The sequence below is a fragment of the Exiguobacterium sp. UBA1053 genome, from assembly GCF_002316465.1.
Lineage (GTDB): Bacteria > Bacillota > Bacilli > Exiguobacteriales > Exiguobacteriaceae > Exiguobacterium_A > Exiguobacterium_A abrahamii.
Genome location: NZ_DCDO01000013.1, coordinates 870,758 through 886,578, shown reverse-complemented (window position 1 = coordinate 886,578; position 15,821 = coordinate 870,758). Strand labels below are relative to the sequence as shown.

Below are 15,821 nucleotides of genomic sequence, written 5' to 3'. Positions count from 1 at the left end.
TTTCGTAAGATATACAAAGTAACTAAAGCTGTATTTTCATTAAAAATCTATTTTATTAACATTAGGAGGGAAAATGATGGGTGGCGTAATTGAAAATCGTTATTTAACGTACATTGATGTTGAAGAACTAGATAGAAGTGAAGCAGAAGATTATTTAGATCAATTTGAAATAGTAGACAGCGAAATAGCAGATGCATACTTAACTAATCAGTGTGAATTATATGGTAAACATAAAGCGATAGAAGTTCTGAAAATCCAACAAAAAGCTGTTCAAGATAATGATTTAGGTTGGAAAAATAAAAAAGAAGAAGGAACGTTGAGTACTAATTATGATTCACTATTTGCTAATTCAATCCGAAAACTAAAACGGACTGAACAAGCTATTTCATTTTGTGGAGAAGCATTTTCTATACCTAATGAAAATGCTGAATATGAAGATTATTAAAAAAGATAAAAGCCCAAATAACAAAAATGTTATAAGGGCTTTTTTATATGAACCAATAGGCATAAAATTATTTTTTAAGATTATGTTGTTCGAACAGCTTCCATAATTGCTTATTGTATTGATTAATCGATTCGTAACTTGGTTGATTTCGTTCAACAATGTTTATGATGATTCTACTTTTACCAGCTTTGTTATTCATGTTAATGCATCCCCCTTCATGTATTAGTTGGGGTAAACATTTATAGAATGTGACATATTACAATAAACCTGAATAAATATTTCTAATCTTATTGTTTGTAAATGATTAAAATTCTTCAGTCTATTTGAATTTATAATGGAGGAGATTTATCTCCTCATGTTTATATTGTTTATGGTTCTTGTTAATTGGTTCTTGTTAAGTAGGAATAATTCCTTATAGTTTCGGCAAATATTCCAACAAGCGTGTAGTAATTTATACAACATTAGCTATCACAAACGTTTGTGATAACTAACATTAATTATCTTTTTGCTACAAACGTACTGTTTCAAATACGTAGTCATTATCTATTTGTTCGATTTCTCCTTTAAATATACTAATTTGAGAAATCGGATGAATTGTATAAATAGAATTTTTATAGGAATTTCTACTTACAAGTTCTCTTGTAACAATTGGCTTTCCGTTGATCCTGACCGCTAACAGAGAATTAATATGTTTATTTATTGTCTTTAAGTCCATTCCGCTTCTTTCAGCTAATTGTCTTTGAGTAGGATAGCAACCACCACGTTCATTCATATAAGTAGCTAATGTGAGTAAGACATTACTTCTTGCTGAACCTAGTTTGCTAGATAATCCACTTTTGTAAAAACTCAAATGAACTTTGAGAAATAAGCTATCTACTTCTTCATTTTTCATAATTTAAAACACTTCCTATCATAATAAGTCATAGAAATATTTCTATACTTATTAGTTGGGGTAAACGAAAGCTGATTGTGACAAAAATATACTAAGTATCTTTTATATAGGTATCTATTTTGATCAGGCTTATGGTCGTTGATACTACCCCCATCCCCCCCTGTGTACCCATCATCTAATAAATAAAAAAAGCCGAATCCATTTAATAGGACTCGACCTCACTTACGTATGCTTGTAGTTCTTTCATTGATGGTTCAATGTAACGCTTCGTTGTTTGAATACTTGTGTGACCTAACAACGATGAAACGGCTTCAATTCGTCCTGTGCTGTCCGCTACGTTCTTAGCGAATGTATGACGCAACTGATGAACGGTGAAATCTATTCCGGTGTCATTCGATAGACGTTGTACGATGTGCTGAACAGCCCGTGTTGTCATTTGTGGGCTACGTTTTGAATAAAACATAAATTCATTGTCGTCTTCACGCACCGCTAACCAATCATGTAATAGCATTGCAGTCTTTGCACCGAACGGCACTGTACGATACTTGTCACCCTTACCGCCACGAACGTAAATCATTCCACCTTTCATATTCACATCATCTGCTTTAAGGGCTACAACTTCACTCACACGTAGACCACAGTTCACCAGGACACCTATAATAGCCCGATACATCGACTTACGTACATCGTTGGTACGTTCCATTACATCAATCGCATGGAACAGCTTGGGAATATCAGAACGTTCTAACCACTTTGTTTCATTCTGTTGTGCCACGGATTTGAGTTTGATCGATGATAGTGGACTGGTGACAAAATGGACCCCCTTCGATTCCGCATATTCCAGTAGGTTCTTCAGTACAATCAAAGCCTGGTTCGATGTAGCGGGTTTGTACTTCAGTTCTAAGAACGCTTTATAATCACGAATAATAGATGGTGTGATGTATTCCAGTTCGTTTACATTGTCCCATGATTCATCTAACCATTTCACAAAACGTTGTAATGCTGAACGATACGACTTAATCGTATGGGCTGATTTATTCGATTCAAGTTCGTTTAAGTAGTTTTCCATTGTTATTTGAATGTTCATCATGTCGTCCCCTTGGTGCGTATATTATTATACGACGAATATTTAATTTTATTATACGACGAACTTAAGTCGATTCCAATGATTTAGGGCAACTTATTCTAGTCTTTCGTCGCATAATTACAATTATACGACGAAATTATCGTATAATCGTCTCACTATATAATTGTCATGTCTCTCTAAATGAACGAACGTTTAATGAGGGAAAGTCTATACACACCAGTGATCTATAAAGATGGTTAATAAAATGGTTACTAAATAGAAGTGACGATTTATGACGAATAATTTATAGCTTTTGGGCATACTGATAAATTGATTTCAGTGTCTTAAATTTTGGATTATCTTCATGGAAGTTAAAAAGGATGTAATTGAATGGAAGGAAATCATAAGTATCTTCAACTTTATTTACTAATTTCAGATCTACAAATTTTTTAAGTGCGTTATTTACTTCATCAACGGGTGAATGTACTCTTCTTGAGAGATATTCTAAAGTATGTTCTTTTGAACCTAATGTCATTAAACATATAAGCATATTAGAGTCTTTAAGAGACAATAAACCTTGTCTATCTAATTTGAACAAAGTAGAGAATTCGGATCTTGATAAAATACGCATATCTTTGTTATATGGTAAGTTTTCAGCATTAAAAATTAAATGTTGTACTTCATGATAATGAGTGTTTACAAATCGCATTGTTATTCCTCCTTTTTTTAATTAAGAATAGTATACTATAAATGATATTCAATTGTTAAATATAACCAATTTACGTAATGCGTAAATACGTATTTAAAAAGAAAAAGACCTAAGAATGTACGAATTCTTAAGGTCTATATTTTTAATGAATTACATATAAGTTAGTTCTAATGTGATAGTGTTATCGACTCGAGTGTAATGAATGCTTTTAATTAATTCTCGAAGGGCATGATTAATTGATTCGTCATCATTCTCCATTGAAAAAGTACTTTTAAATTCTTCGAATCGAAGTATTCTTTCTTTTTTTGTTTGATTAGATGTTTCTGCTATAGAGTTCTCTATATTAATCAGTTCTTTATTTAACTTATCGATCTTAGAAAGGATGGTGTCTGAACGAGATTTTCTTTCTTCTTTATCAATTTCTCCTTCGATATAAAGTTCTTTTATGCGTTCGAGACTCAAATTATGTTTATTTATTTCTGAAGTCTTCAGTTTACTTTCTTGATTCAAGTTAGAAAGTGTATCTTTTGTATCGTCTACGAACGAGTCTTTAATCGATAAGATTTTTGTATTTACTTGTCTCTCTATTTCTGTAATTAGGGTCTTAAGTTCAATTCCTTTATTATCACATCTATTTCCAAAAGGATCTGAAGATTGACACTTAACAACATAGGAAACATTTTTTCGTTTTACAAGGTCTTTACGATTGAATCGCATTGAATGTCCACACTTGCCACAAAATAATAGTCCAGACAGTGCATAGCGTCCGCTACGTGCTTTAGTAGGCATTCGAGTTCGTTTTTTTATATCTATTTTAACTTTATCAAAAGTTTCTTTATCGATAATAGGGGGATGAGAGTTAGGAACAATGATCCAATCATCTTCGTCTTTATACTCTAAGGTTGTGGTCTTCTTATTAAGATGTCCACTTCCTTTTGATTTACCAAAAACGTTATCCCCTATATACACTCGATTGTTTAAGATTCGAGAAATGGTAGCATCTTGAAAAAAGGAACCATTAGAAGTACGATAACCTAAAAGATTTAATTCATGTGCAATTTTATACATTGCAGTCTTTTCGAGGTAACGACTAAAAATCATTTGAACGACCTTAGCTTCATCTTCCATAATCTCTAACTGCTTTGTATTTCGGTCATACCAATAGCCGTAAGGAGGTTTACCATTTACCCATTTCCCCATCCTTGCAGAACGTACCTTACCTTCTTTTAATCGTTTTCTTATTTGTAAAAACTCATAGTTTCCCATAACGGCTTTGATAGGATTCATTATGTTTTCTGAATCTGATAAGTCATAGAACTCATGAGGTGTAATAATCAATGTTTGATTAGTAGCAAATGCTTTTTGAATGACTGAGTATTCATCCATACCAGCACGAGTTATGCGATCAAAGTCCATACAGACTACTGCATCAAATATATTCGATTCAACTTGTTTAAGTAGGTATGAGAACTTTTTACGGAAAGAGATGTCTTGAGAAGTTCCGATTTCTTCAATAATTTCATAACTCCAATTATTGTTTTCAACGAAATTAACTAATTGAATTCTGTGCTTTTCTAAAGCATCAACTTCTGATTTGTCTTGTCGAGATTTTCTAAGGTAAATTGCAACGTTTGTAATCTTTTTGGGATAATTGATAGTTGTAACCTCCATGAATAGCTGTAAACCCAATGATATAATAACTTTATTGCTTTTGAAACTAAATACTATAAAAAGATAAGAGGTTAAAATATATGATTATTAGTGAAGTTCTTCTTTCTATTGCTTCTAGTGCTGGATACGATAAATTGTTTAAAGATGAAAATGCATCAATCATTTCTGGAAAACTAGAACATTATTTAGATAAGACAACTGAGGAATTTTTTAGAAAGCATAATCAATATGGTTACGATCATGATAGTTTTCTAGCTAACGAAAATAATGTCTCTTTAATTTTAAAATCAATGTTTTATGGTGAAGAGATTGATTTGATTAATGAAATAGATAGAAGAGGATTCAACGATAATTCCGAAATTTCGAAGGAACACTTAGAAGAGTTTTTAACTTTATTCTATAAGAATTGTAAGAGTGATTTTGAATTAGCTGACATCATGTATGATAAAAATTTTAAAAGAAATACTAGTAACTCATTAGAATATCTAGAAAAAGGCATGGATAGACTCTTAAAACAACAAGAAGGTTCGGAGACTGAAAAAGTAGGATGGACAGCATATGATGAACGAACAAATGAATCGATGAATATTTTAGAAAGAAAGAAATATAATATAAATCACGAGAACGGGCTATCTCAAACATTCAAAATAAACGGTGATGTGATTTCTTATAAGCAAACAACTCTTTCTGGAAAAAAAGTCTATGCCGATATTGATATGGAAACAGGAAGGGCTTTCAACATCAAAACTTCATATCCATTGGAAGAATATTCAATAGTATATGATGAGGATGAAGTAATTAATAAAACTAGAAAAACTAATTTTGAAGATGGAAGTTACGAAGAAAAGATAATATTTGAATTTCAACGAGAATGTATTGCTTGCTATAATTCCCAAGGGAAATTAATTGGAATTAATGCTAGCGGAGGTTGGTCAATAATAGATGAAGAAAGAAAGATTATACCTATCGATATTTAAAAAAATACATTTTAAATAAGGAGGTGAAATTTTAGGATGTAATAAAATATTGGCACCAATGGCACGTCGAGTAACCAATCGATAAAAAGATCGGCTTGCCGCTTTCCCGAGCGGCAGTGAAGGCGTCTTCGCCCCACGGGTACCAATCGACAGGCTGATGAGCGTGTTGCAATAGGTAGGGACTCGTTTCATGGATAAGTCGATTCGACATGATGGATTTCCCTCGTTTCTTCTATAGTAATGAGTCCTCTTCACGATACTCGGCTTTTACGGCAGGTGCAACTCCAATTCTAAGACAGGAGAAAACGATTTTTAAAAAGAAAGATTGACTTTATAAAAGAAAGTGTGATAGATTGGTATAAGTCATGAATCGGGGATGATCACTCATGTGAGAATCTTCAATCCATATCATACAATTAAATCGACAGGTCAGGATTTTTAGACCGCTACTGACAAATGAGTCAGACATAAGTCATCGCTTTTATTTTGTCCTTCTTCATACTACGAGGAGAAGTTGACCCAGCAAGATAAACCTTCCAATCGATACTTTTCCGCTCATTCCCGAGCTATTTCTAAAAATCCCAGTATCATGCGTCCGTTGCAGACGCATCACGATTCTTGCTAAAATGCTTGATTCAGCTGGCGCGGCCAAGGAGCCGTAACAACGAAAGAGAGGTAGGGCTTTCGTCGTTTCAGGTGTTTTGATCACCTGTAATCCTCGATTCTCATGACAACCAAAACAACGACACGCTGATGAGGCGTTTTTTTTGTGCCTTTTTTCGGGTAATGCTGAAATAAGGGGGTGACGACATGCCATGGAATGAGAACGACTATCCGGAGTCATTCAAGAACTTTGATCCGCCACTTCGAAAGAAAGCAATCGAGATCGCGAACGCGTTATTAAAAGACGGGTATGAAGAGGGACGCGCCATTCCGATCGCGACATCGCAAGCTGAAAAATGGTACGAAAGTCACAAAGACGAACAATAAAAAATTGTAAGCGATACCATTTCTTTCATTTACGAAGGATGGTATCTTTTTTTACGAAAAATATACACTATTGAGAATATAATCTGATATTATTAAGAAGTGTCAGAAAATTCAATAGGGGGTCTCATCATGAAATACGGCAGTACGTTTGGAAAGTGGGCATTGGCCGGAGTGTTAACAGCAGGAATCCTTCCACAAGCGGGTCTTGTCGGGGCAGAAGGCGAAGGCGTCATCTTGTCTGAATACATAGAAGGAACAAGCAATAACAAGGCAATCGAGCTGTACAATGGATCGGGGCAAATCATTGATTTAGCAGACTATACACTCGTTCAATATACGAACGGTGGACCATCAGAAGCGAAAATCACACTATCGGGGAAAGTGGATCCAGGTAAAACGTTCGTTATCGCGAATTCGAGTGCGAATGCGGACATCAAAGCAAAAGCACAATTGACGACGGGATCATTAAACTTCAACGGGAATGATCCAATTGCACTGAAAAAAGGCGACGTCGTTCTTGATATCATCGGACCACTCGGTTCATCAACGGATTTTGCAAAAGATACGACACTCGTGCGGAATGCGGGCGTCACGTCTGGTGCTAAAACATACGAACCATCACAGTGGACGAGCTTCCCGGTCGATACACTGACGAATCTCGGTAGTCATCAGACAGAAGCGGGCGACGTTCTTGCAGCACCTACAGCTTCTCCAGTCGGTGAAGTTGAACGTGGAGATCAAGTGACATTGTCAGGTGAAGGAACGATTCATTACACGGTTGATGGCACGACACCAACTGTCGACAGTCCGGTGTATACGTCACCGATCACGATCAACGATGAAGTGACGATTCAAGCAGTTGCCGTCAAGGACGGTAAAACGTCAGCGGTTTCGACATTCAAGTACTATATCGCACCACCGATCACGAAAATCAGCAACATCCAAGGCGTTGCGCATACGTCGCCGTACGCAGATCAACTCGTCCGGACGACAGGTGTCGTCACGTACGTCGTCGATGCGAACAACTTCTACATGCAAGATCCGAATCCGGATAACGACAGCCGGACGTCGGAAGGGATTCTCGTCTACGCGAAAAACCATGGTGCTGCCATTGGACAAAAAGTCGCGACGACAGGATATGTCAAAGAGTGGTTGCTTGGTGGCTACAGCGATAAGTTCGATACAGATTTAGCGGTCACGGAAATCAGTACGGTCAATCTCGTGAAGGGTGCACTCAACGAAGGATTACCAGCAAGCATCGTTCTTGGTGATGAAGGGGTTTTGATTCCGACTCAAGTCGTCGACAACGATTCGTTCGCCCAGTTTGATCCAGAAGAAGATGCGATTGACTTATACGAAAGCTTAGAAGGTATGCGTGTCGCTTTACCGAACGCAATCGTCACAGGTCCACAAGCGAACCGGACGATTCCAGTTCGGACGCAGACGGCAGATAAGGTCTACACGAAACGCGGAACTCCGATCCTGACGAAGGACAACGTGAATCCAGAACGTCTCTTCGTTGAGATGGGTAGCTCGTCTTACCGCGCGAAAGCCGGTGATACATTCAACGGAACGATCGAAGGTGTCATGAGCTACAACTATTCGGCTTATAAAGTACTCGCAAAAGCAGCGGACCTTCCGAAACTCGTCACGCGCGAAGCGGATCGTCAACCAACGAATATCGAAACAGGTAAATCTCGTTTGACTGTCGCTTCGTACAACGTCGAGAACTTCGCTTCAACGGCAGACGCTGGAAAAGTCGACCGTGTCTCAGAAGGTATCGCAACATTCTTGAAAACACCGGACATCGTCGGTTTGACAGAGATGCAGGATAATGATGGCGCAACGGATAGTGGCACAGTCGATGCTTCGAAATCATTCGAGACATTGATCGCGGCAATCGAAGCGAAAACAGGTGTCCGCTATGCCTATACGGACATCGCACCAGAAGACAAGAAGGATGGTGGACAGCCGGGCGGAAATATCCGTGTCGGATTCCTCTACAATCCAGCACGTGTATCACTCGCACCAGGTGAAAAAGGTGGCGCAACGGAAGCTGTTGCGGTTGAGAACGGCAAGCTGACGAAAAACCCGGGTCGCATTCAGCCGACGGATCCGAACTTCGCGAGTTCACGGAAACCGCTTGTCGCGGAATTCCTCTTCAACGGTGATTCGTATCATGTCATCGTCAACCACTTTAACTCAAAAGGTGGCGACGGAGCTGACTTCGGTAAGAACCAGCCGGTCGTACGTAAAAGTGAAGTCCAGCGTCATGCGATCGCGAACATCGTCCAAGATTTCGTCTCTGAATTGAAGACGGAAGTCAAAGGATCGAACGTTGTCGTACTCGGTGACTTGAATGACTTCCAGTTCTCGAAGACGCTTGATATCTTAAAAGGCGATAACTTGTGGAACACAGTCGATGATCTGCCGGAATCAGAGCGGTACTCGTATGTCTATAACGGAAACGCTCAAGTGCTCGACCATATCTTAATCTCGAATAACTTGAAGTCGTATACGTCGTCGGATATCGTTAACATCAACTCAGAGTATATGGAAGCAGACGGTAGCGCGAGTGATCACGACCCAGCGATCATCTCAATTCAAGGTGCAGAGACGGCCGTACCGGTCAAAGGAAAAGCAGAAGTCGGCATCTGGCGCGCTGTCCAAAAAGGAAAACATATCTTCATTGAACGAAAACTAGGACGCAACTGGGATAAAGCAAGTGAAACACATGCCGACCAACAAGGTGAATTGCTCGCACTTCGTGTTTCGCAAGGTCGTCCATACATTCAAGTGAAAACGATCAAAGGAAAAACGATTTGGCTCGAACTGTCGAATAAATATAAACTAACTGAAACAACAAAATATCAATAAATTAAAAAGCGGACTTAGCGGTCCGCTTTTTTGCGTGCTGGTATAAAAAGCGAAAGAAGTGAGAGTGTACTGATCGAGAGTGTCGAAATTAAAGCAATCGGTAGAGGGATGGCGCGGAACATATACGTGAAGTGGATCAAGATTAAAAAAAGGATGATAGCAAGACCAGGAATGAACTTCTTAGAGAGCAGCATACCCGATCCAGGAACAAGTAACTCGAAACCGAGCCGTTGATTGAGTCGGACATCTTCATGTGCATTAGCCAAGCTAAACGATACGGTCAACGCGACAAGAATCATCCAGCCGGAAAATAAGTATTGTTGAATCGGCAAAAAAGCAATGGATTCATAAATGAAATACAGTAAAACCATAGGTCAACTCCTTCATATCATTATGTTATTTGGAAAAGCATTGAAAGTTTGGCTTACGAATTCTAATGATACCGAGTCGAGAATCGGAGAGCAATCAAAAATCGTTTAGAATGAAATAAAAGAATGTTCACACATTTTAATAAAAGGGGAAAATCATTTAGTATGTGTATTAAATACTTTCAAGAATCGTTTAAACAAAAGCTTTTTTGAAATGGTAGCGCTCTCATGGAATATGTCGGATTTGTGGACGAAAGATGTGATTTAGACAAATGAGAGCCGATGACTGTTCGAAGGAATGATTTTCTTTTAAAATAAAGGTAATGAAATAGAAGGAGGCGAAACGAGGGCATGAAAAAATGGCTAATCATCGGAGTAGCAGCAGTAGCCTTTTTCGGCTACGAAAACATTCCAATGGAACAAGCAGAAGCCGATTACCCGAAAAGCGGCGGCAAGCTGATTGATCGATATAGCAGTGAGTATCCGGGATACGACTGGGAAGTCAGACGGACATCAACGGAGGAATTCGTCGCCTTGACGAAGGATGGAAAAGATTATGGGAAGTATCGTTTCAAGAACGGGGTGACGACGCAAGGCGCGGTCTTGAATAAGGATACGGAATCTTCCTTGAAGAAAAAAGGTTGGACCGCAGTGAAGTCCTATCGTAAAGGCAATACGAACTACATGTTGAATCTGGATCATGCCGCCGTCTATGAGAAGAAAGGCAATTACGTGACATATTTCTTCGATCAACATGACGGCAATAAAGTCAAAGCGACGCTTGCGATTCCAAAAGACGTCGAAGCGAAGAAAAAAGGCTTCTACGGTACGACGTCGAATGCGTTACGAACGACAGATGAGAAACTGATGCTTCGGTTGATGAACTGGGAACGAGCCGACTATAAATTAAATCCATTAGCACCGTACACGGCACTGAAGCCGGTTACACGTGGTCACAGCGAAAACATGGCGAAGAACAATTTCTTCTCGCATACGGATCCACAAGGGCGTGACCCGTTCGATCGAATGAAACAAGGCGGTATCAAGTTCATGGGAGCCGGTGAGAATCTCTCGATGGGCTATCCGAATGTCTTTGCGGCGCATTGGGGCTTGATGAACTCGAAAGGACACCGCGATAACATCCTTCAAAAGAGCTTCAAGCAGGCGGATGTCGGTGTAGCATTCCGAGACAACGCACCGTACTTCACGATTAATTTCCGAACACCTTAAATAGAAGAATGGAGGACGATATCGCTCGATGTCGTCCTCTTTTTTACGAGTTAGTTCGTTCTATACTACAGGTAGGGGGTGGAGCAGTTGAAAATACGTCAATTGACGGCAGAAGATGCAACTCGTTACAAAGCATTGCGGTTAGAAGCCTTACGAAACCATCCGGAGGCATTCGGCTCTGATTATGAAGCAGAAAAAGATCGACCCATCGAACGGTACGCAACTCGTCTTGAAAGCGAACAGTCGATGACGTTCGGTGCGTTTCATGAAAATGAACTCGTCGGTGTCGTCACGATTGTCAACTTAGAACCGGTTAAGGTGAAACATCGAGCGAATTTATTTGCGATGTACGTCACGCTACACGCCCGAAAACAGCAAATCGGACGGCGCCTCGTACAAGAGGCATTACGTACATTAAAGCAGCATCCTGTGATTGAGCAAGTCCATCTCTCGGTCGTCCGGACGAATGAAGCTGCTAAAGCGTTGTATCGATCACTTGGTTTTGAATCATACGCGATTGAACCGCGGGCGCTGAAAATCGATGATATCTATCATGATGAAGAACTGATGTGGTATCGGTTCTAACACAAAACGACCGGAATTCAAAGAGAGGTGATCTCGTTGAATTCCGGTCGTTTTTTACATCAGTTTGCCCATTCAGGTTTACTGAAGCCTTTGAATGATTTTTCGATGACTGTATTGAAAGCGTCCGATTCGACGGCTGCTTTTAAGTCTTTTGCGACTTGCTTGTCCGCATCTTTCGTTTGGACAGCGACGAGGTTACGGTATTGTTCGTCCATCGTCTCAAGCGCTAACGCATCAAGTAAGTCGAATTTCGCAGCAAGTGCGAAGTTCCCTGGAACGGCTGAAATGTCGACACTTTCGACGGCGCGTGGCAATTGAGCCGCCTCGAGTGGTTTAATGACGAGTTTCTTCGGATTCTTGACGATATCCTTCTCTGAAACGGTTAGTGGATCGACATCCGGCTTCAGTTCAATCCAGCCTTGTTCCGCAAGTAAGTTCAGTGCCCGTGCTTGGTTCGTCGGATCATTCGGCGTCGCGACTTCAGCACCTGTCTTGACGTCGTCAAGTGTCTTCGCTGTCTTACTGTATAGTCCCATCGGTGCTGTCGGAACCGTGATGAGTCCTTTTAAATCGAGGTTCTTTTCTTTAGAGAACGTCTTGAGATAGATCGAGTGTTGGAACAAGTTGGCGTCGATGTTCCCGCTACCGAGAGCGATGTTCGGTTGGATGTAATCGCTGAACTCGACGATTTCGACTTTATAGCCTTTCTTTTCGAGTTGCGGTTGGATCGCTTGTTTGACCATGTCGCTATACGGACCGCTTGTCGCACCAATCTTGATCGTCTTGTCCTTTTCATCAGCACTGCTGTCTCCACATCCCGCGAGGACTCCTGCACCGAGTAAGGCTGTTGCTAAAAAGGCATATCGTTTTTTCATGATTCCACTCTCCCTTTGTATGTATGATTAGCGTTTATCTGTTTTTCGCGCCAGTTGATTGCCAAGTGCTTGAATACTTTGAACGATGACGATGAGCACGACGATCGTCACGATCATGATGAGATTATCGTAGCGATAATAACCGAAACGGATCGCGAGGTCACCAACACCTCCACCGCCGACGATACCAGCCATCGCTGAGAAGCCGATCAAGCTGATCGTCGTTAATGTGATGCTCTGAATGATGCCAGGGAGTGCTTCCGGTAAGAGGACACTGACGATGATCCGTAATGGTTTCGCCCCACATGCTTCCGCTGCTTCGATTAGACCAGGCGGAATTTCGCGCAGTGACGTCTCAACGAGTCGCGCGAGAAACGGAATCGCTGCGACACTGAGACTGACGGATGCTGCCGTCGGACCAATCGTATTGTCGAGTAAGAACTTCGTTAACGGAATGAGGGCAACCAGCAAGATGATGAACGGTAGCGACCGGACGATGTTGACGACGAAGTCAAGGACACGGCGGACGGCAAGGTTTTGAAAAAATAATCCCCGGTCGGTGACGAACAAGAGAATCCCGAGCGGAATCCCGACGACCAGTGCAAAGGCAAGTGAAATTCCTACCATCCACGCCGTCTCGCCGAGTGCCTTCAAGAGCTCAGGTAACATCGTTTGAATACGATCAAGCCACATCCTGAATCACCTCGAGTGCATGAAGTTCCGTCGCGAGCCAGTCGAGGGCAGGAGCGATTTGGTCGGATGATCCCGTCAAGCTGACAATCAGGACACCGAAGGCGACGTCTTGAATGTAGTCGACCTTGCCGTGCAAGATGCTGACTGAGATATCGTAACGGCGGATTGCTTCTGATAACGTACTCTCACCGGTCTTCTCGCCCGTGAACTGCAAGCGGATGATCTTGCCTGGAGTTGCCTGTAAGATGCGTTCCGGCAATTCGATTTGTAATGCCGTATCGACGTAATGTTGCGTCACTGGATGCTTGGCTTGACTAAACAGGTCATAGGTTGAGGCGACTTCAACGACTTCACCTTGCGACATGACCGCGACGCGATGGCAAATCTGTTTGACGACATCAATCTCATGCGTGATGAGGACGATCGTCAGTCCGAGTCGTTCATTCAAATCCTTCAGCAGTTCAAGGATCTGTAGTGTCGTAACGGGGTCAAGAGCTGATGTCGCTTCGTCACATAACAAGACGGTCGGATCGTTCGCGAGTGCCCGGGCAATCCCGACGCGCTGTTTCTGCCCACCGCTTAATTGGCTCGGGAAGTTCGTCTCAAATCCTTCAAGTCCGACGAGCGAGACGAGTTCGCGAATTCGCTCCGGGAAATCTGCTCGTTTGACTCCAGCAGCCTTGAGCGCAAAAGCGATGTTATCCGCGACGTTGCGCGACTGGATCAATTGGAAATGCTGAAAGATCATTCCTGTCCGCAAGCGAAGTTGACGCAAATCTGCTTTTGACATCCCGCCGAGCGAGACACCGTCGACCTTGACGGTTCCTTGTGTCGGATGCTCAAGCCCGTTGATCAGGCGAAGCAATGTACTCTTACCGGCACCGGACTCACCGATGATTCCGAAGATTTCTCCTTTTTGGATCGTCAAATCGACATCCCGTAATGCGAAAATCGGGGTCCGGTCTCGAACGAACCGTTTTGTAATGTGTTTGAATTCAATCATCCGCTCATCTCCTCATACAAAAAAAGTCGCTTTTTCCTAGTAGCAGAGCAACCAGAAAAAAGCGACGAAAGTGTAAGATTTCGTAACTTATCTCTCAGAATGAAGATCATTCTGTAGGATGTGGCACCGTTCCTTACAGGTGGTTGCCGGACGTCGTTGGGCCTAATCCCTCGGTCGCTCTCGATAAGTAGTTATGCTGTTGGGATTTACTTTAACGGAAATGATTCCCATCTGTCAAATGTTTTTTCAGAATTATTCCGCAACAGGTGTCCGGAACAGGTTGAGCGTTCCGATTCGATCGACGGCTTCTTCTAGACGTTCGACGTCAGCAATCAAGCTAATCCGGACGTAGCCTTCACCGTATTCGCCGAAGAATGATCCCGGGGTCACGGCGACATGTGCTTCGTCAAGCAGGTGATCGGTGAAGCTTTGGGACGTGTAACCTTCTGGAACAGGAAGCCAGACGAAGAAGGAACCGCCCGGTCGTGGTCCACTCCAACCAATCGCATCGAGTTTCGCGAACAACGCATCGCGTCGCGTTTCATACAAGTTACTTAACTCGCGGACGCACGTTTGGTCACTCGTGAGGGCGACGGTCGCAGCATGTTGAATCGGTGTGAAGGCACTGACGTAGAGATGTTCTTGGTACGTCTCGATGCTTGAGATGACGGACGGATTACCAATCGCAAAGGCGATCCGGAAGCCGGACATGTTGAAGCGTTTTGAGAGTGAGAATAGCTCGATCCCGACGTCTTTTGCCCCTTCCGTCTGCAGGAAGCTTCGCGTCGGACCATCGAAACTGATGCCGCCGTATGCTAAGTCATGGACGACACAGATATCATGGGCATCGGCGAAAGCGACTGTCTGTTCGAAGGCTTCTGCCGTCGCGGTCGCACCCGTCGGATTACTCGGGTAGTTGAGGAACAACATCCGGGCACGCTCGACGTCCGTCGTATCAAGTAAGTCGTAATCCGGTAAGAAGTTATTTTTCTCAAGCAACGGAAGCGTGATCGGGAATGCACCAGCAAGTGCTGCGCCAGACAGGTAATCCGGGTATCCTGGATCCGGAACGATGACACCTTCTCCAGGGTTGACGATTGTCTGCGGTAAGGCGACGATACCGGCTTTACTACCGAGGAGAATCGCGACTTCCGTTGCCGGATCGATTGTGACACCGAATTCAGTCGCATAAAAGCGTGCGACGGCTTGCTTTAGAAAATCATGTCCACGAAACGGTGGATATTGAAGGTTCGTTGGCTCGTCGATGGCTTGTTTTAAGGCATCGAGAATATGTACAGGCGTCGTCTGGTCAGGCGTTCCTTGACCAAGTGTGATGACATCGTGTCCGGCAGCTTTTACAGCACCGATTCGGTTCGCGAGTTCAGCGAAGACAGGAGCAGGAAGCCGATCAATGGCGATGGATGGAGCGAAATGTTTCAT

General features: G+C 42.1%; 15 protein-coding genes, 1 pseudogene and 1 riboswitch. Of the genes and pseudogenes, 6 read left to right on the top strand and 10 right to left on the bottom strand.

Annotated features, from left to right (window positions below):
- The first annotated feature begins 76 nt into the window (after positions 1-76).
- Positions 77-445, top strand: coding sequence for a hypothetical protein (locus B3G15_RS12205; protein ID WP_290721379.1), 369 nt, complete (start codon positions 77-79; stop codon positions 443-445).
- A 508-nt stretch (positions 446-953) separates the two neighbouring features.
- Here the strand turns inward: B3G15_RS12205 and B3G15_RS12200 are convergent.
- The 4 genes from B3G15_RS12200 to B3G15_RS12185 all read right to left on the bottom strand — a co-directional run bounded on the left by B3G15_RS12200 (position 954) and on the right by B3G15_RS12185 (position 4,783).
- Positions 954-1,337, bottom strand: coding sequence for a helix-turn-helix domain-containing protein (locus tag B3G15_RS12200; RefSeq protein ID WP_290721377.1), 384 nt, complete (start codon positions 1,335-1,337; stop codon positions 954-956).
- Between the two features lie 202 nt (positions 1,338-1,539).
- Positions 1,540-2,424 carry a tyrosine-type recombinase/integrase gene (locus B3G15_RS12195; RefSeq protein ID WP_290721374.1) on the bottom strand — a complete coding sequence of 295 codons (885 nt, stop codon included), beginning with the start codon at positions 2,422-2,424 and terminating at the stop codon, positions 1,540-1,542.
- A gap of 283 nt (positions 2,425-2,707) precedes the next feature.
- The gene (locus tag B3G15_RS12190) at positions 2,708-3,112 is read right to left on the bottom strand and encodes a hypothetical protein (protein ID WP_290721371.1); all 405 of its coding nucleotides are present in this window, start codon (positions 3,110-3,112) and stop codon (positions 2,708-2,710) included.
- A 150-nt stretch (positions 3,113-3,262) separates the two neighbouring features.
- The gene (locus B3G15_RS12185; RefSeq protein WP_290721368.1) at positions 3,263-4,783 is read right to left on the bottom strand and encodes a recombinase family protein; all 1,521 of its coding nucleotides are present in this window, start codon (positions 4,781-4,783) and stop codon (positions 3,263-3,265) included.
- An 80-nt stretch (positions 4,784-4,863) separates the two neighbouring features.
- Between B3G15_RS12185 and B3G15_RS12180 the strand changes: the two genes are divergently transcribed.
- Complete coding sequence (locus B3G15_RS12180; RefSeq protein WP_290721366.1) at positions 4,864-5,760, top strand: hypothetical protein; 897 nt, start codon at positions 4,864-4,866, stop codon at positions 5,758-5,760.
- Between the two features lie 52 nt (positions 5,761-5,812).
- Here the strand turns inward: B3G15_RS12180 and B3G15_RS12175 are convergent.
- Positions 5,813-5,971, bottom strand: a pseudogene (locus B3G15_RS12175) (DUF255 domain-containing protein); the annotation flags it as partial.
- A gap of 599 nt (positions 5,972-6,570) precedes the next feature.
- Between B3G15_RS12175 and B3G15_RS12170 the strand changes: the two are divergent.
- A complete protein-coding gene (locus B3G15_RS12170; RefSeq protein ID WP_035396111.1) occupies positions 6,571-6,750 on the top strand; it encodes a hypothetical protein in 180 nt (59 codons plus the stop codon).
- 129 nt (positions 6,751-6,879) lie between these two features.
- The gene (locus tag B3G15_RS12165) at positions 6,880-9,627 is read left to right on the top strand and encodes an FN3 associated domain-containing protein (RefSeq protein WP_290721358.1); all 2,748 of its coding nucleotides are present in this window, start codon (positions 6,880-6,882) and stop codon (positions 9,625-9,627) included.
- 14 nt (positions 9,628-9,641) lie between these two features.
- On the opposite strand, the gene B3G15_RS12160 is transcribed toward B3G15_RS12165, so the two are convergent.
- Positions 9,642-9,998 carry a hypothetical protein gene (locus tag B3G15_RS12160; RefSeq protein ID WP_064299344.1) on the bottom strand — a complete coding sequence of 119 codons (357 nt, stop codon included), beginning with the start codon at positions 9,996-9,998 and terminating at the stop codon, positions 9,642-9,644.
- Positions 9,999-10,346: 348 nt separating this feature from the next.
- Here B3G15_RS12160 and B3G15_RS12155 point away from each other — a divergent pair, with 348 nt between their 5' ends.
- Positions 10,347-11,225 carry a CAP domain-containing protein gene (locus tag B3G15_RS12155; protein WP_290721355.1) on the top strand — a complete coding sequence of 293 codons (879 nt, stop codon included), beginning with the start codon at positions 10,347-10,349 and terminating at the stop codon, positions 11,223-11,225.
- 87 nt (positions 11,226-11,312) lie between these two features.
- Entirely contained in the window at positions 11,313-11,810 is a 498-nt protein-coding gene (locus B3G15_RS12150) for a GNAT family N-acetyltransferase (RefSeq protein WP_290721353.1), read from the top strand.
- Between the two features lie 59 nt (positions 11,811-11,869).
- Here B3G15_RS12150 and B3G15_RS12145 read toward each other — a convergent pair whose 3' ends face one another.
- The 4 genes from B3G15_RS12145 to B3G15_RS12130 form a co-directional block, all read right to left on the bottom strand.
- The gene (locus tag B3G15_RS12145) at positions 11,870-12,685 is read right to left on the bottom strand and encodes a MetQ/NlpA family ABC transporter substrate-binding protein (RefSeq protein WP_029342601.1); all 816 of its coding nucleotides are present in this window, start codon (positions 12,683-12,685) and stop codon (positions 11,870-11,872) included.
- A 27-nt stretch (positions 12,686-12,712) separates the two neighbouring features.
- Positions 12,713-13,378: a methionine ABC transporter permease gene (locus B3G15_RS12140; protein WP_290721349.1), complete on the bottom strand. Its 666-nt coding sequence runs from the start codon at positions 13,376-13,378 to the stop codon at positions 12,713-12,715.
- Positions 13,368-14,381: a methionine ABC transporter ATP-binding protein gene (locus tag B3G15_RS12135; RefSeq protein ID WP_050678124.1), complete on the bottom strand. Its 1,014-nt coding sequence runs from the start codon at positions 14,379-14,381 to the stop codon at positions 13,368-13,370. Before B3G15_RS12135 ends, B3G15_RS12140 begins: the two co-directional genes overlap by 11 nt.
- Before the next feature lie 84 nt (positions 14,382-14,465).
- Positions 14,466-14,571, bottom strand: a riboswitch (SAM riboswitch).
- A 62-nt stretch (positions 14,572-14,633) separates the two neighbouring features.
- On the bottom strand, positions 14,634-15,821 hold the full coding sequence (locus B3G15_RS12130; protein ID WP_290721345.1) for an aminotransferase class I/II-fold pyridoxal phosphate-dependent enzyme: 1,188 nt from the start codon (positions 15,819-15,821) through the stop codon (positions 14,634-14,636).